The following is a 16786-nucleotide window of genomic DNA, read 5'->3' on the forward strand; positions in this document are numbered from 1 at the left end:
GCGCCACCCGGCACGGAAAGCAGAACCGCACGCGGCGGTGTCCAGCAGAACGCCTTGCCGCCCCTGCTGACCGCCTGTAGACCGGACATATGAGCGAACATTTTCCCACGTCTGTGAATCTTGATGGCGAGCAGATCCACTGGACCCCGGAAGGGGGGCTCAGCTATGGCCGCTATCTCGACCTTGACCGCATTCTGGGCGCACAATCACCTCTGACAGCCGAACATGACGAGATGATGTTCATCATCATCCATCAGGCCAGCGAGCTATGGCTGAAGCTGTGCCTGCACGAGCTGGATGCGGCCATTGCCCATGTGCAGGCCGGCGAGGTGCGCCCGGCGATGAAAATGCTGGCGCGTATTGCCCGCATCCAGGAACAGCTTACCCAGTCCTGGGCCGTGCTCTCCACGATGACGCCGTCGGACTATCTCAAATTCCGCGATGCGCTGGGCCAGAGCTCCGGATTCCAGTCGGCGCAGTACCGCATGCTGGAATACCGTCTTGGCAACAAGAATGCTGCGCTGGCCAAGGTGCATGAGGCCGACCCGGCGGCATATAAGCTGGTTCTGGAAGCACTAGATAAGCCAAGCCTTTATGACGAAACATTGAAGTTCGCTGCGAGGTCGGGGCTTGCCGTGCCGCAGGCCGCGCTGAATCGCGACTGGTCGCAGCCCTATCAGCCTGATGACGATGTGGAGGCGATGTGGCGCGAGGTATATCTCGATACCGCCAAATGGTGGGAAGTGTATGAGTTTGCAGAGAAACTTGTCGATCTGGAGCAGAAGTTCCAGCAATGGCGTTTCAACCATATGAAAACGGTGGAGCGTATTATCGGTTTCCGGCGCGGCACGGGCGGGTCTGGCGGTGTATCTTATCTCGTCAAGGCCCTGAATTTGCGGCTATTCCCGGAACTCTGGACCGTGCGCACCACACTCTAGTCAGGCAGGAAGCTCCCGATGCGGCAGTTTTACATCTTCATCAAGTGCGAGCTGGGCAAGACCTATGACGTCGCCTCGGCGCTGGTCGATACGCTGGAAGAGACCCGGCAGGTCCATTCGGTCTCAGGCGCATTCGATCTGCTTGCCCAGTTTGCGGTGGAATCCGAAGCGGATATCGGCCGCTTTGTGAACCAGAAAGTTCAAACGATTTCAGGGGTAAAGGACACGCAGACAATCATCTGCTTTAATGCCTTCACCCGTGATCGCGGCCTTGGTGACTGATGCATTTCGGCGTTTTCGACCTTTTCAAGATCGGTATCGGCCCGTCCAGCTCCCACACCGTCGGCCCGATGAAGGCATCGCGCCTGTTTCTGGAGCGCGTTGATGCCGAGCACGGGCTGAGTGCCATCGCCCGCGTCAAGGCTGAAGCCTATGGCTCGCTGGCGCTGACGGGTTCGGGCCACGCCACCGACAAGGCGCTGATCTGGGGGCTGGCGGGCGAACATCCCGAAACGGCAGACCCCGACGCCCTGCCCGGCATTATCGAAGAGGTGGAAAACTCCGGCGCGATCCGGCTGCTGGGCCGCCACCAGATAGGCTTTGACCGCGATACAGACCTGGTGCTCGACGGCAAGGTGCGCCTGCCCTTCCATTCCAACGCCATGAAGTTCACCGCCTTCGATGCGAACGGGGAAATCCTGTCCGAACAGCTCTGGTACTCCATTGGCGGTGGATTCGTGATTGATGAGGCCGAAGCGGGGCGCAACTCCGCCGCGGAAGCCCCTGAAGGCGAGCCCTACCCGTTCGACAGCTGTAACGAGCTTCTGGAGATCGCCGACCGCGAAAACCTCTCCATCCCTGAGATCATGCTGGCCAACGAGACCGCCTTCCGCAGCGAGGTTGAGGTCCGGGAGCGCATCGCCGTCATCTGGCAGGCCATGGAAGACTGCATAGACCGCGGCGTGGCGGGCGACGGTGTGCTGCCCGGAGGGCTGAAGGTGAAGCGCCGCGCACCGGCCATGCAGCGCCGCCTGGAGGAAGACCCGGAGCGCGCGAGCCGCGATCCGCTATCGGCCATGGAGTGGGTCAATCTGTGGGCGATGGCAGTGAATGAAGAAAACGCTGCCGGGGGCCGCGTTGTCACCGCGCCGACCAATGGCGCGGCGGGCATCATCCCGGCTGTTGCGCGCTATTTCGACCGGCATTGCAAGAAGCCCGGTGATGAAGACGCGATGGTGCGTTTCTTCCTCACCGCTTCGGCTATTGGCGCGCTCTACAAGCTCAACGCCTCGATTTCGGGCGCTGAGGCTGGCTGTCAGGGCGAGGTGGGCGTGGCCTGCTCCATGGCCGCTGGCGGGCTGGCAGCCGCGCTTGGCGGTTCAAACCGGCAGATCGAGAACGCCGCCGAGATCGGCATGGAGCATAATCTGGGCCTCACCTGTGATCCCGTCGGCGGGCTGGTGCAGATCCCCTGCATCGAGCGCAACGCCATCGGCGCGATCAAGGCGATCAATGCCGCCCGCCTCGCCATGCTGGGCAATGCCGAATACAAGGTGCGCCTCGATCAGGTGATCGAGACCATGCGCCAGACCGGGCTCGACATGGCCGACAAGTACAAGGAAACCTCCGAAGGCGGCCTCGCGGTCAACGTGCCGGTGTGTTGAGGTAGCGCCCTCGTCCGGGCAGTTGAAACCCCGGACGCGATGCGTTTTCCTCCCCCGTTCACGGGGGAGGTGTCAGCGCAGCTGACGGAGGGGGGAACTTTTCTTTTCGCCCCCCCTCGGTCCTTCGGACCACTCCCCCCGTAAACGGGGGGAGAAAAGGACCGGCGCTCCTGTATTCGGATATTCCAGTGCAAATCACCCCGCAGACACCAGCGCCTCGGCGACCGCGCATTCGGCGCGCGTCTCGTGCCGGCATTGGGCGAGCGAGGTTTCAAGCTGCGTCTCTATGGCGCGAAGGTCTGCGATCTTGGCCCGCACCTCGTGCAAATGCTGCTCGGCCAACGCATCGATATCGCTGCAGGTCGCATCCCGGTCTTCGAGAAGGTCCAGCAGGCCGGAGATGGCTGCCAGCGGAAAGCCGAGGCTGCGTCCGCGCTTGATGAAGTCCAGCCGGCGCAGATGGGCGGGCGTGTAGGCACGGTGACCGCCAGCTGTCCGGGCCGGTTCGGGCAGCAAGCCCACCTGTTCGTAATAACGGATGGTGACGACCTGGCAGCCAGTGCGGCGGGCCAGTTCTCCGATGGCATATGTTTCCTGCATGACGGGCTTGAACCTATAGCGACTATAGCTCGCAGCATGCATGCCGATGTGATTCCGGCAAGTCCGGGATCAGTCCGAAAAAGGATAACCGGCATGGCAGTCTCTTCCCCTTCTTCTCTCCCGCTGAAGCGCCTTTTTGGCCTTTCGGCCAGCCTGATGGCACTGGCGCTGGGGGCAGGTATCGGCCCTGTGCCAATGGCCGCTCACGCCGCCGCCGATGAGCCCGAAACCATCATCGTCACCGCCACCCGCACCCGCAGGCGCGTACAGGACGAGCCGATCCGGGTGGAGCTGATCGACCGCGAGGAGATCGAGGAAAAGATCATCATGTCGCCTGGCAATATCTCGATTTTGCTGGCCGAGACCGGCGGGCTGTGGGTGCAGGCAAGCTCCGCCGCGCTGGGGTCTGCCGGTATCCGCGTGCAAGGCATGAGCGAGCGTTACACCCTGCTGCTGGCGGACGGATTGCCGCTCTATGGCGGTCAGGCGGGCTCGATCGGCCTGTTGCAGATACCGCCAACCGATCTGGGGCGGGTGGAAGTGATTAAAGGCGCGGCGTCCTCGCTCTATGGGGCTTCGGCGCTGGGCGGGATGATCAATCTGGTCTCGCGGCGGCCCTCGGACGAATTTGAGGGCGAAGCGCTTGCCAACATCACCAGCCAGAGCGGACAGGATGTGACGGGCTACGCATCCGGGCCGTTAAGCGAGACATGGAGCTATTCACTCACCGGCGGCGGGCACTGGCAGGAGCGGCGCGATCTGGATGGCACTGGATGGGCCGATATTCCCGCCTATCAGCGCTACACGCTGCGCCCGCGCCTGTTCTGGCAGGGTGCATCGGGGGCAGAGGCGCTGGTGACATTCGGTGCCATGACCGAGCGCCGCCGGGGTGGCGCTCTGCCGGGCCGCACCGTGCCGGACGGGTCCGCCTTCGCTCAGGGCCTCGATACGCAGCGCTTCGATGCGGGCCTCAATCTCGACATGCCGCTGGATGCCGGGCTGACGCTCGGCATACGCGCATCGGCCATGCGCACAGACCACGATCATCTGTTCGGCGGCGAGACCGGCAGCGACCGCCACCAGACGGGCTTTGCCGAAGTCTCCCTCACCCGCAGCGCGGGCCGTCACACGCTGGTCGGCGGGGCCGCCGTGGAGATCAATGACTACGCGTCGGACGATTTTGCGGCCTTCAACTATCGCTACACCGTGCCTGGCGTGTTCGCCCAGTACGATATCGAGCTGACACCGGACCTCACGCTCTCCGCCAGCGCGCGGGCCGATTCCCACAGCGAGTATGGTGAGTTCATCAGCCCGCGCGTCGCCGCGCTCTACCGCCCCGGCGCGTGGACGGTGCGCGCTTCCGCCGCGCAGGGCTATTTCGCGCCGACGCCTTTTGTAGACGCGATAGAGGAAACCGGGCTGTCCCGGCTGGAGCCGCTCGCCGGGCGTCAGGCCGAACGCGCCGACACGCTGTCATTTGATGTGGGGCGGCGTTTCGGCCCGGTGGAAGCCAATGTGATCCTCTTCCAGTCGCGCGTGCGCCACGAGACGGCGCTGGTGCCAACGGGTGTCTCGCTGCCCGACGGCACCGGCCAGATGCAGATCATCAACGCACCGGGAACCGCGCAGACACAAGGCGCAGAATGGCTCCTTCGTTACCGCTATGACCACATCACGGTAACGGCGAGCTATATGTTCACCGACGCGGTGTCGTCCGATCCGGTGACCGGCATGCGGCGCACCACGCCACTCACCCCGCGCCACTCGGCCGGCTTTGTGGCGATGTGGGAGGACCATGACCGTGGGCGTGTGGGCTTTGAAGCCTATTATACTGGCTCGCAGGAACTCGACGACAATCCCTACCGCACCCGCTCAAAGCCGTTTGTGATGATGGGCATTCTCGGCGAGATCAATCTGGGGCGGGTCAGCCTCTTCCTCAATGCCGAAAACCTGCTGGACATCCGCCAGAGCCGGTATGATCCGCTGGTGCGCCCTGCCCGCGCGGGCGATGGCCGCTGGAGCGTCGATGCCTGGACACATACCGACGGCTTCGTTGTCAATGGCGGGGTGCGGATGCGCTTTGGCGGCGGGCATCATTAGCGGGTACCCGTTACCAGCTAGTCTGGTTCGACATCGCCTCGCGGCGCGGCCAATACCTGGTCGCCATCGACACGGGATCGAGCCTGGATACGCCGTCTCGCGAGCTGTATCAGTGCGGCGATTGCGCCGCCCAACACCGCAATTAGCGCGACGATGAGTCCGCTCTGGATGAGCCAGTCGACTGCCTCCGAATTCGGTCCGTCCTGATCGAACCATTCACCGAGCGCTATCGCTGCGTGGTGCGTGATGTTGAGAAGAAGTATCAAGCAGACGGCGGAGGAAGCCAGCTGCGGCGCCAACGTCCAGAACCGGCCGATTTTTGCTGCTTCTAATAATACGGCCGCAGCGGCGAACAGCGTGGTTATCACGAGCCCGAAGACTGGCAAGAGAGTTGCCAGCAGGAGGTGATTGCGGGCGGTGTCACTCGCTGCGTGCGGTAGAAGCGCTCCCAGCAAAGCCACCATGGAGACGGCCGCCGCGCCGGCTCCGATGACACAAGCGATCCCAAGCCCGTATCGTCCGCCAAACCCCATTCCGGCGCACCTAGGCCGCCAGCTTGGCGGCCACGCGGTATTTCGCCTCGGTTGATTTGGCGATGTCGTCCAGCGTGATGCCGTCGGCCAGCTCGATCAGCTCAAGGCCATCTTCCACCACATCGAACACGCCATAGGTGGTGATGACGCGGTCAACACAGCCCTTGCCGGTCAGCGGCAAAGCGCATTCTTTCAACAGCTTGGGCGAGCCGTCCTTGGCGGTGTGCTCCATGATGACCACAACACGCTGCACGCCCGCGACGAGATCCATCGCCCCGCCCATGCCCTTGACCATCTTGCCAGGGATCATCCAGTTGGCGATATCGCCCTTTTCAGAGACTTCCATCGCGCCAAGGATCGACAGATTTATATGCCCGCCGCGGATCATGCCGAAGCTGTCTGCCGAGCTGAAATAGCTGGTGCGGCGCAGCTCGGTAATCGTCTGCTTGCCGGCATTGATGAGGTCAGGATCGACCTGGTCCTCGGTCGGGAACGGACCCATGCCCAGCATGCCGTTCTCTGACTGCAGGGTGACGTCCATATCCTCGGGGATGTAATTGGCCACCAGCGTCGGGATGCCGATGCCCAGATTGACGTAGAAGCCGTCTTCGAGCTCTTTCGCAGCGCGTTCGGCGAGTTGGTCGCGGGTCCATGCCATGATCTGTCTCTCCCTTAAGCCGCGCGCACGGTGCGCTGTTCGATGCGCTTCTCGTGGCTACCCTTGATGATGCGCTGAACAAAGATGCCCGGCGTGTGGATATTGTCGGGGTCGAGGCTGCCGACCGGCACAATCTCTTCCACTTCGGCGACGGTCACCTGGCCGGCGGTTGCCATCATCGGGTTGAAATTGCGCGCGGTTTTCCGATAGACGAGATTGCCTTCGCTATCGCCTTTCCACGCCTTGACGATTGCGAGATCGGCCTTCAGGCCGGTTTCCATCACATAGGTCTCGCCATCGAAATCGCGATGGTCCTTGCCTTCGGCGACCAGCGTGCCAACGCCGGTCTTGGTGAAGAAGGCGGGAATGCCTGCGCCCCCTGCCCGGATACGTTCGGCCAGCGTGCCTTGCGGATTGAATTCCAGCTCCAGCTCGCCGGAGAGGTATTGCTTCTCGAAGGTCTTGTTCTCGCCGACATAGGACGAGACCATTTTCCTGATCTGGCGCGTGTGCAGCAGCAGGCCCAGCCCGAAATCATCCACACCGGCATTGTTGGAAATGACGGTGAGATCCTTCGCGCCGCTATCGCGCAGGGCCAGGATCAGGTTTTCAGGAATGCCGCACAGTCCGAAACCGCCGGCCATCACGGTCATGCCGTCAAAGGTCAGGCCCTCGAGAGCAGAAACCGCATCCGCATAGACTTTTTTCACCTTGGGCGTCCTCCGGATAAAAATTCAACGCGCGTTGTATAGTTCGCAGGCGGGCATCCGCCAAGCGGGAGTTGCGCATTTTGATGCTGCGCACGGGATAACCGATTGGCCGGGCCGGGTCCATGGCGGCCGGATGAAAGCCGCAGACGCGAAAACGCCGGACTGGAGGTTGGCCTCCAGTCCGGCGCTGGTTGAGGAAACACTTGCCTCACGAAGCCCGGATCCGGCGAGGGACTGGGAACACATGGCCCGGACTTCGAGGCCGAGAAAAGCAAACCCTAGCTGAACCGTTCCTGAACAGTGCCTATCCGCCATTCCTGCGGAAATATTCCTTGTCGGTTTCCACCGCGATGGCACCGCCGAAGAACAGCACATAGGCCGCCCAGTATATCCAGATCAGGAATACGATCACCGCGCCCAGCGAGCCATAGATCGAGGCATTCACGAAGGCCGAAACATAACCCGCGAAGCCTGCCGACAGCGTCATCCAGAGGACGGTGGAGGTCGCAGCACCGATCAGGCACGCCGCCCAGCTGGTTTCGCCGGTGCGCTGCATCACATAGCGGTAGAGCAATGCCAGAACCAGGAACATGCCGCCAACCGAGAGTGTCACCGGATTGATGAGCAGGCCGACCTCTTCGCCATCCAGACCAAGCACCTCGAGCGCCGGGCTGAGGACCGCCGGGACGAAAATAATGGTCAGATTGGCCGCGATCAGCAGGCCGATACCGACCAGCACGGCCATCATGGCCACGAAATTATAGCGCACCAGCGAACGCAGCCCTTCGCGCCCGGCAATGGAGTTGAGCCCGGTAATGACCGCCTTGGTGCCGCGCGAGGCGGCAAACAGCGCGATCACCAGCGCGATGGCGCCCTGCAGGGTCAGCGCCGTGGAGGAGGTGGTGGCCAGTAGCGAGAGCTGGTTCATCAGGAAGCGGCCCACATCGGGCGGCAGCATCTCTGCCATGCGGCTTACCTGCTCATAGGCTTCCGCCTCGTCATGGATCAACCCGTAAATCGATGCCAGCACTGCGAAAGCGGGAAATAGCCCAAGCAGCGCAAAGAAGGACGCCCCGCCCGCAAACAGCATCACCTCGCGCTGGATGATCCGGTGGAAAGCGCGCACGGGGACGGCCACCGGGCCGATGCGCATGACGGCCTCGGCCAGGGGCTTGAGACGGTCCAGTTGTGTTTTGAGCACCTAGCTTGCCTTCCTGATGGCTGGTGTCCGTTCTACGGCGAAGACCGGTGCAGTTAAACAGGCTCGCTGCGACGCCCGAACGCGCCCTTGCTTTCAAGGTCTGCAATTTCTGCGGCCCCAAAGCCCCAGTCGGCCAGCACGCTCTGCGTATCGGCTCCGGGCGCAGGCGCTGGTCCCTGAATGGCACCGGGCGTTTTCGAAAAGCGCGGCGCGGGCGCTGCCTGACGCACGCCAGCTACATCGGTGAACACGCCGCGTTCGGCCATGTGCGGGTGGCTGGCCGCCTCCTCGGTCGTCAGCACCGGCGCAAAGCAGGCATCGCTGCCCTCCAGCTCGGCGCACCATTCATCGCGTGTCCTTGAGGCGAAAGCCGCTTCCAGCTTGGCGCGCTGCGCCCCCCACTGGCTGGCATCATAGGGGTTTGCCATCACTGGATCGCCGGTCAGAGCGAGTTTTTCCAGCAGCAAGGCGTAGAACTCCGGCTCCAGCGGGCCGATGGAGACATGCTTGCCGTCGGCGCATTTATAGGTGCCGTAGAAGGCCGCGCCGCCATCGAGCAGGTTCTCGCCCCTGCCCCGGTTCCAGACGCCCATGGCCTGCAACTGGTGTATCGCACCCATCAGCGAGGCCGCGCCGTCGACAATGGCGGCGTCCACCACCTGCCCCTCGCCCGTCGCGCGGGCATGGGTGAGCGCGGCCAGCACCCCGAAAGCGAGATACAGCGAGCCGCCACCGAAATCGCCAACCAGATTGAGCGGAATGGCCGGACTGTCCGGCGTGCCCATCGCGTCCAGCGCGCCCGTCAGCGAGATATAATTGATGTCATGCCCGGCCGCGTGCGCCAGCGGGCCATGCTGGCCCCAACCCGTCATCCGTCCGTAAACCAGCGCCTTGTTGCGCTGGTGGGCGATGTCCGGACCGAGGCCCAGCCGCTCCATCACGCCGGGGCGATAGCCTTCCAGCAGGATGTCGGCGCGGCTGATAAGCTCCAGGCACGCCTCGACTGCGGCCGGGTTTTTCAGATCGAACGCAGCAGAGCGCCGTCCGCGCGCCAGAATCTCGCCGCGCCGCCGCCGTGTGCGCCCGGCCGGTCAATACGCACCACGTCCGCACCCAGATCCGACAAAAGCATCGCTGCAAAAGGTGCAGGCCCCAGCCCAACAAATTCAATCACTTTAACGCCACGCAAAGGGCCTTGTGCGTTCATGGAGCTGCTCCGGGTAGCGAAATAATGGTGCGTTTGAAGGAATTCGGGTTGTGACACTGAAATTACATCGACACAATGCCAGCTCTGTCAGGTTCGGGGGACCGATGGGGCGTGCTGTCACACTACTTGTTTGCGGAAACGCAGAAGCCGCGGGGGAACTCGCCGCAGAGCTATGTGACCTGGGCTTTGCCGCACGTCCGGTGAGCGCGCAGGCTGCCCATGCCGCCCTGCAATCAGAACCCGTTGATGCCATCGTCGCGCTAGAGCCGCTTGATTGCGCGGCAGACCTGCCGGCGCGGGCGGTGATTTCCCTTGCTGGCGCTTTTGAGGGCGCACACGCCGCCATCGTGCCGCCCGCTCACCCGATCCAGATCGCCGCGCGGGTGCGTTCGCTCCTGCGCCTGGGCGTGCTGGAAGAAACCGCGCGTCAAAGGCTGGCTGATCTCGGCGATGCCGGACATTTGCTGCACAAGTCCGAGCCGAAGGGCGGGCCTATCTCCGTGCTGTATGCCGGGCCGCCTGACCCGGCCTATCTCAGGCTGGAGCACGCGCTGGAACAGGCAAATGCCCAGACGGTGGCGGCATTTTCCACCTTCAACGCCTTTGACTATCTCCATGAACGTGCGTTTGACGCGGTCGTTCTCAACACCCGGCCAAAGCCGGACGTGGCCCACACGGTCTGTTCGGCGATGCGCCGCAATACACGCCTTTACCACACCCCGACCGTGCTTCTGAGCCATGACGAGGTGTATCGCGCCGCCGACGAGGCGTTTGCGCGCGGGGCGTCGGATATTCTGCCTGCATCGCTGGATGCTGATGATCTGGCTGCCCGCATTCTGGCGCTGGCTCAGGAACGCCGGCGCCGGCGCCTTTCGAAGGGGCTGCTGGAATCGTGCCGGGTGTCGGCAGTGCTCGATAGCGAAACAGACCTCTTCAACGACACGTTCGGCCGCCGCCATTTGTCCAGCCTGATCGATGTTGCGCAGACCCAGGGCCTGCCGCTTTCGCTGATCGGGCTGAGAGCGTCCATTCCCGGCGCGGCGGGGCCGTCCGATGGACGTCACGCCTCCGGCGCGCTCAACCAGTTTGCCTCCATGCTGCGTCACTGTGTGCGGGCCGAGGATCTGGCCGTACGCCTGTCGGCCAACACCTTCTATCTCGCCTTGCCCGGCACCAGCACCGTCGATGCTCAGGTTGTTGCCGCGCGCGTTGCCGCGATTGCCGAGTGCACGGCCTATGAGGGTGAAGACCCCCAAACGCCCTTCCGCATCGTGCTGCGCCATGAAGTGGCCGATGCGGGCTCTGGCGACAAGGCGCAGACCCTTATCGCACGGGCCTTCAATGCCCTGCATCCGGAGCGCGCTGCGGTAGCGGCCGTTTAGGCAGCCGCTTTCCCGCGGGATGCAGCATCGGCAATCGGAGCGATCAGGCGCTGTACGCCTTTAAGGCGCTCGCCCACATCCGGGAAATCGCCGCGCAGCACCATCGAATTATCGGGCCGCAGCTTGTAGTCGGCGGGCCGCTTGTTCATCAGATCGATCAGCGCCATCGGATCCTTGAAGGCGTGATCGCGGAAGGTTGCCACCGCGCCCTTCGGCCCGGCATCGAGCTTGGCGATACCGGCGCGCTTGCACAGCGCCTTGATGGCGACGACTTGCATCAGGCTTTCCACTTCATCAGGCAGCGGGCCGAACCGGTCGATCAGTTCGGCGGCAAACGCCTCGCGCTCCTGCTTCGTGTCGAGCTTTGATAAACGCCGGTAAAGCCCCATACGCACATCAAGATCGGGAACGTAATGGTCCGGGATCAGCACCGCTGCGCCGGTATTGATCTGCGGTGACCAGTCGCCCTCATCCAGCGCCGGGCCATCGGTTTTCAGCGAGGCAACGGCTTCTTCCAGCATGGCCTGATAGAGCTCCACGCCAACATCGCGGATATGCCCCGACTGCTCCTCACCCAGCAGATTGCCGCCGCCGCGCAAATCAAGATCGTGGCTAGCCAGCGTGAAACCTGCCCCCAGGCTATCGAGCGACTGCAGCACTTTCAGCCGCTTCTCCGCGCCTTCGGTGATCTTCTCGCGCGCAGGCGTGGTGAGATAGGCGTAGGCGCGCGCCTTGGAGCGCCCTACCCGTCCGCGCAGCTGGTAAAGCTGGGCCAGCCCGAACCGGTCGGCGCGGTGAACCACCAGCGTATTGGCCGTCGGCACGTCGATGCCGGATTCCACGATCGTGGTGGATAGGAGCACATCGAACCGGCCTTCATAGAAGGCGGTCATAATGTCTTCCAGCGCGGTGGCGGCCATCTGGCCATGGGCAATCTCGAAGCTGATTTCCGGCACCGCTTCGCGCAGGAATTCGGCCGTGTCCTCAAGATCGGAAATACGCGGCACCACGAAGAAGCTCTGCCCACCCCGGTATTTCTCGCGCAGCAGCGCCTCGCGCGCGGTAACCGGATCGAACGGCGCGACATAGGTGCGCACGGCCAGACGATCCACGGGCGGCGTAGCGATGATGGAGAGATCGCGTATCCCGCTCATCGCCAGTTGCAGCGTGCGGGGGATGGGCGTTGCGGTCAGGGTCAGCACGTGGACATCGGTGCGCAGCTCTTTCAGGCGCTCCTTATGCTTCACCCCGAAATGCTGCTCCTCGTCGATCACCAGCAGGCCAAGATCGGAGAAGGTGATCGTCTTGGCCAGCAGGGCGTGGGTGCCGACGACGATCTCGCAGCGCCCCTCCGCCAGCTCAATGCGCGTTTCGGCCGCTTCCTTCGCGCCGACCAGCCGCGAGAGGTGGCGCACCTTGACCGGCCAGCCCTTGAAGCGCTCCACGAACGTGTTGAAGTGCTGGCGGGCGAGCAGCGTTGTCGGCGCCACCACCGCCACCTGCTTGCCGCTCATCGCGGTGATGAAGGCCGCGCGCAGCGCGACTTCGGTCTTGCCAAAGCCCACATCGCCGCAGATCAGCCGGTCCATCGGCCAGCCGCGCGCCAGATCCTCGAACACATCCTCAATGGCCGAAAGCTGGTCGTCGGTCTCGGCAAACGGGAAGCGCGCGGCAAACTCGTCGTAAATGCCCGCTGGCGGTTCGATCACCGTGCCTTCGCGGGCATTGCGCTCTGCCGCGATGCGGATCAGCTCGTCGGCCATGTCGCGCAGGCGCTTTTTCGCCTTCGCCTTGCGCGCCTGCCAGGCAACACCACCCAGTCTGTCCAGCTGCGCGGTCTCGCTGTCATTGCCGTAGCGCGAGAGCAGCTCGATATTCTCTACCGGCAGGAAGAGCTTGGCCGCGCCGGCATATTCCAGCTCCAGACAATCGTGCGGCGCGTCCTGCACGGTCAGCGTTTTGAGGCCCAGATAGCGCCCCAGCCCGTGATCGGAATGGACCACCAGATCACCGGCCGAAAGGCTGCCCGCCTCCGTGATGAAGTCGGCATTCTTGCGCTTGCGCACCCGGCGGGCCAGCCGGTCGCCCAGAATGTCCTGCTCGGCGACGACCGCCAGCGTGTCGGTCTCGAACCCCTGCTCGAGCGGCAGGACGACGCGCGCAATCGCGCTTTTGGGCAGGCCCTGAACCGCATTCCAGTCACGCGCGATGGCTATTGGAGCAAGCCCATGCTCGCCCAGCACGCTCGCCAGCCGGTCTGACGCGCCTTCGGTCCAGCCTGCGACCATCACCCGCTTGCCGGACTGGCGAAGCTGGACGATATGCTGGCGCGCGGCGTCAAACACGTTGTGGCCGGCCTGACGTTCAGCCGCAAAGCTGCGCCCGATCCGACCCGGCAGGGTGACGACATGCTCGCCCGGCTCGTGCAGGGCTGTGAAGCGGCGCGTGGCGCGCGTGCTCAGCATCGCCTCCCACTCATCGCCGGTGAGATAGAGCGCTTCAGGCTCCAGCGCGCGGTAGACCGGCGCGGAGAACGCACCCTTGCCGGTGCTGGCCTGCGCGGCATCCTGGCGGGCCTGATAATAGTCCGCGATCTGTTCGAGGCGCTCGGCGACCGCATCGCTGCTCAGCGGATCGAGCGCGGTAATGCCGCTGTCTCCCAGGTAATCGAACACCGTCTCCATGCGCTCATGGAAAAGCGGCAGCCAGTGCTCGGCCCCTTGCGGGCGCGCGCCTGCGCTGACCGAATCGTAGACCGGATCACCCGACACCGCGCCGCCAAAGCGTTTCAGGAAGCCCGAACGGAAGCGCGAGATCGCCGCCTCGTCGATCAGCACTTCGCTGACCGGCGTGAACTCCACGCCTTTGAGCTGGCGGGTGGTGCGCTGCGTCTCGACATCAAAGGCGCGCACCGATTCCAGCGTATCGCCGAAGAAATCGAGCCGTACCGGCTCCTCCGCGCTGGCCGGGAACACATCGATCACGCCGCCGCGCACGGCATAGTCGCCGCGCTCCGACACTGTGGCGGTACGCGTATAGCCATTGGCGGCGAAATAGGCGGTCAGGCGCTCCACCTCGACCATGCCGCCCTGCTGGGCGCTGATACCGGCTGTCTGCATGACGCTGCGCGGGGCAACGCGCTGCAGCACGCCGTTCACCGTGGCGATGACGATCAGAGTGCCATCCTTGCTGGCATCCCAGTTGGCGAGGCGATGCAAAGCCCCTGCGCGGCGCGCCGCCGTGCGCGGGCTGGGGCTGATCCGGTCATAGGGCTGGCAGTCCCAGGCCGGCAGGCGCAGGCGGGCAATGTCCGGGCAGAAAAAGGCACAAGCCTCAGCAAACGCCAGCGCGCGCGCCTCGTCCGACGCGATGAAGAGATTGATCCCGCCGCGAAGGCGCGCCGCATCGCAGAAAACCAGCGCGTCATACCCTTCCGGCACACCGCTAATGGTGAGGCTTATCTGCGCGGTGGCAATGCGATTCAGATCGGTCATCTCTTCACGTCCATCAATGCGGTATCGCCCGCATGGGCGTTTTGGCCCCATGCGGGTTGTTCGGTTTCCTCAGCGTTTTCCCGGCGAACGCCGGGATCCAGAAAGAAGACTGGGCACCGGCTTTCGCCGGTGAAACGCGTGTTAGTTGCCGCCCGGACCGTCGCTCACTATCGCCTCATGGCGGAAGCCTTTAAGCGCATCGAGCACCGGACCGTCATAATTGGCCGGCGTGTCCGCCCGGCCCGTGATCCACGCATAGACTTCCGTGTCCGGCGCGTCGAGCAGGCGCTCAAACTCGTCCAGCTCGGCCGGGCTAAGGCCCTCAAGGCGCGCCTCGGCAAACCGGCCCATGATCAGGTCGGCCTCCTTGAAGCCGCGCCGCCAGGCCCGGAAGGTCAGGCGCTTCTTGCGGTCGGTCTCGTTGATGGACGGATTGGGATCGGAAAACGGGTCATCACTCATGGCGCGGGATATAGCGGGCGGGAGGGATGAGGCAAAGGGGGCTATTGATCTCCCTCACAGGCAAGGGCTAACTGCGACAGCAACCGAAAGGTCCCTAATGCCGGTATTGTATGACTTTGAAGCCGTATTAATTGAAAACTTCCGGGGCATTCCTGAGCTCGAACTTGAGCTGTTCCCCAATACGCCAACCCACATTATTGGCCCTAATAATGCTGGAAAATCGACCGTATTATCTTCAATTGCCCTTGCGCTTCGATCTGCGGAATATTTTAAGTATGAAGTTAGCCCATACGATTTTCATTATGAAGCTAGCGGCACCCCTAGACAAAGCTTCGAAGTTTCGGTCCGACTGAACTCTGAATCTGACGATCAGCTACCTCATGTCCAGGGCGTCGGGAGCCCGCAGCCAGTTAAGCATCTAACCTGTCGCGGAAGAGTGGAGAGGGGAGATCGCCTGTCGCACCGCCATTTGCTCCGCGGGCTTGATGGCAAGGACCTACTAATTGGTGGTCGCACTGGCCTATCGAAAGCCGACAAATCTCGGTTTGATGGCCATACCAACTTGGGATTTGAGCGGCGATATGCACGCCACGACGACATTCGGGACTCGTTGCCCGAGGTCATGCACTTGACACCAAATAATATTAGTAAATCTTTATATTTTTGGAAAACTGGCCCTATTAACCGCCTTACAAATATAATTACTGATCGATTCTTGAGTGATGAGTGGGCATTAAGGGGCCGACAGATGCCCGACGCTATTCTTTCCGCTCATAAATTCTTCCAGGAATCTGTAGAGGAATTTCCATTTTGGAAGAACGAGGTTGAGCCGATATTATCGGAACAATTGTCTAAATATGTTGGAACAGAAGCGTCTATTGGCATGAGCCCTACTTTGCAGGCAATTAGAGAATGGATTCAGCAGTCTTTATTGCTCTCCTTCGCCAGATCAGATGGCACACCCCCAATTCCTTTGGCTCACCAAGGCGATGGCTGGCAGAGCCTCGTGCGTTTAGCGGCATTGGAAACTCTCGATCAGCTTGATGCTGTGAAAAAGAATGGGACCGTACTGTTATTTGAGGAGCCTGAAAGCTATTTGCATCCTCATCTTAGACGCCACCTTGCTAGCTTGTTACGCAAGCTCGCTTCGAACGGCTGGCTCGTGGTAACTGCAACCCACGCGCCCGAGTTTGTTGATCTCCAGAAGGCAGATAATGTCGTGCGGCTGGAGCGACCCAAAGGGAAATTCCATCACAGAGTTCTGAATCGCGATTCAATAGATGACGCAATTAAAATACAAAGCTCGCTTGATGAAGGTGGGTCCAATGAGATTTTATTTGCTGAGCGGGTTATTCTTTGCGAAGGAAAAGATGATAAGGCAGCATTGGCCAATCTACTTAACCTCTTCGAGATCGACATACATTCCCGAAATGTCAGCTTAATTTCTGCTGGTGGCGGAGAAACAGTGACTAAATTTGTCGAGCTCCTCAACGCATGGGGAACGCCTTGGTTTGCGATAGTAGACCAAGATCACCCTGACGGCTTTGACCAAGACCCAAAAAGCGCAGCTCGTATATCGAAGTTGGAAGCGCTTAAGCGAGACACAGATCAAATTCAAATGTGGGAAGGCGATTTGGAGCAGTGCTTTCTTATTAAGCGCGTGACTGGATCAAGAAAAGCCGAGCACAAAGCTGACCCGATATGGCAGTATTCCGTTTTCTCATCTAGATCAACAGACGATATCAAAAAAGAATTTCCCCAACTCTATAACGTGGTCTCGTTCATGGAGACATGGCTGGCGAAACGCGCCTGAGACCTTCCCTCAGCCCGTCCCCCG

Annotated in this window: 13 protein-coding genes and 1 pseudogene; 6 read left to right on the forward strand and 8 right to left on the reverse strand. The window is 62.1% G+C overall.

The features are described from left to right. Window positions 1–89 precede the first annotated feature (89 nt). Genes kynA through AB6B38_RS04230 form a run of 3 tightly spaced genes read left to right on the forward strand, consistent with a single transcriptional unit; the run spans window position 90 to window position 2602 of the window. On the forward strand, window positions 90–938 hold the full coding sequence (kynA, locus tag AB6B38_RS04220; protein WP_371394527.1) for a tryptophan 2,3-dioxygenase: 849 nt from the start codon (window positions 90–92) through the stop codon (window positions 936–938). 18 nt (window positions 939–956) lie between these two features. Continuing rightward, window positions 957–1220 (forward strand): Lrp/AsnC ligand binding domain-containing protein, encoded by a 264-nt coding sequence (locus tag AB6B38_RS04225; protein WP_188451058.1) that lies wholly within the window; start codon window positions 957–959, stop codon window positions 1218–1220. Then, window positions 1220–2602: an L-serine ammonia-lyase gene (locus AB6B38_RS04230; RefSeq protein ID WP_371394528.1), complete on the forward strand. Its 1383-nt coding sequence runs from the start codon at window positions 1220–1222 to the stop codon at window positions 2600–2602. The genes AB6B38_RS04225 and AB6B38_RS04230 overlap by 1 nt, the downstream gene beginning before the upstream one ends. A gap of 195 nt (window positions 2603–2797) precedes the next feature. On the opposite strand, the gene AB6B38_RS04235 is transcribed toward AB6B38_RS04230, so the two are convergent. After that, complete coding sequence (locus AB6B38_RS04235) at window positions 2798–3202, reverse strand: helix-turn-helix domain-containing protein (RefSeq protein ID WP_371394529.1); 405 nt, start codon at window positions 3200–3202, stop codon at window positions 2798–2800. A gap of 93 nt (window positions 3203–3295) precedes the next feature. On the opposite strand from AB6B38_RS04235, the gene AB6B38_RS04240 reads away from it, so the two are divergent. After that, window positions 3296–5302: a TonB-dependent receptor plug domain-containing protein gene (locus AB6B38_RS04240; RefSeq protein WP_371394530.1), complete on the forward strand. Its 2007-nt coding sequence runs from the start codon at window positions 3296–3298 to the stop codon at window positions 5300–5302. Window positions 5303–5319: 17 nt separating this feature from the next. Here the strand turns inward: AB6B38_RS04240 and AB6B38_RS04245 are convergent, their stop codons facing one another. From AB6B38_RS04245 to AB6B38_RS04265, 5 genes and pseudogenes are all read right to left on the reverse strand, one after another. Further along, a complete protein-coding gene (locus AB6B38_RS04245; RefSeq protein WP_371394531.1) occupies window positions 5320–5766 on the reverse strand; it encodes a hypothetical protein in 447 nt (148 codons plus the stop codon). Between the two features lie 79 nt (window positions 5767–5845). Further along, the gene (locus AB6B38_RS04250) at window positions 5846–6493 is read right to left on the reverse strand and encodes a CoA transferase subunit B (RefSeq protein WP_371394532.1); all 648 of its coding nucleotides are present in this window, start codon (window positions 6491–6493) and stop codon (window positions 5846–5848) included. A 14-nt stretch (window positions 6494–6507) separates the two neighbouring features. Next, complete coding sequence (locus AB6B38_RS04255) at window positions 6508–7203, reverse strand: CoA transferase subunit A (RefSeq protein ID WP_371394533.1); 696 nt, start codon at window positions 7201–7203, stop codon at window positions 6508–6510. Window positions 7204–7507: 304 nt separating this feature from the next. Continuing rightward, window positions 7508–8404, reverse strand: coding sequence for a YihY/virulence factor BrkB family protein (locus tag AB6B38_RS04260; RefSeq protein ID WP_371394534.1), 897 nt, complete (start codon window positions 8402–8404; stop codon window positions 7508–7510). A gap of 53 nt (window positions 8405–8457) precedes the next feature. Continuing rightward, window positions 8458–9611, reverse strand: a pseudogene (locus AB6B38_RS04265) (CaiB/BaiF CoA transferase family protein). 104 nt (window positions 9612–9715) lie between these two features. On the opposite strand from AB6B38_RS04265, the gene AB6B38_RS04270 reads away from it, so the two are divergent. Beyond that, on the forward strand, window positions 9716–10993 hold the full coding sequence (locus AB6B38_RS04270) for a diguanylate cyclase domain-containing protein (protein ID WP_371394535.1): 1278 nt from the start codon (window positions 9716–9718) through the stop codon (window positions 10991–10993). Here the strand turns inward: AB6B38_RS04270 and mfd are convergent. Together mfd and AB6B38_RS04280 are read right to left on the reverse strand one after the other, a co-directional pair. Beyond that, window positions 10990–14487 carry a transcription-repair coupling factor gene (mfd, locus tag AB6B38_RS04275; protein ID WP_371394536.1) on the reverse strand — a complete coding sequence of 1166 codons (3498 nt, stop codon included), beginning with the start codon at window positions 14485–14487 and terminating at the stop codon, window positions 10990–10992. The genes AB6B38_RS04270 and mfd overlap by 4 nt on opposite strands. A gap of 141 nt (window positions 14488–14628) precedes the next feature. Beyond that, a complete protein-coding gene (locus AB6B38_RS04280; protein WP_371394537.1) occupies window positions 14629–14949 on the reverse strand; it encodes a succinate dehydrogenase assembly factor 2 in 321 nt (106 codons plus the stop codon). 97 nt (window positions 14950–15046) lie between these two features. On the opposite strand from AB6B38_RS04280, the gene AB6B38_RS04285 reads away from it, so the two are divergent. Further along, the gene (locus tag AB6B38_RS04285; protein ID WP_371394538.1) at window positions 15047–16762 is read left to right on the forward strand and encodes an ATP-dependent endonuclease; all 1716 of its coding nucleotides are present in this window, start codon (window positions 15047–15049) and stop codon (window positions 16760–16762) included. The last annotated feature ends 24 nt before the right edge of the window (window positions 16763–16786 follow it).

The organism is Glycocaulis abyssi, assembly GCF_041429775.1.
Lineage (GTDB): Bacteria > Pseudomonadota > Alphaproteobacteria > Caulobacterales > Maricaulaceae > Glycocaulis > Glycocaulis abyssi.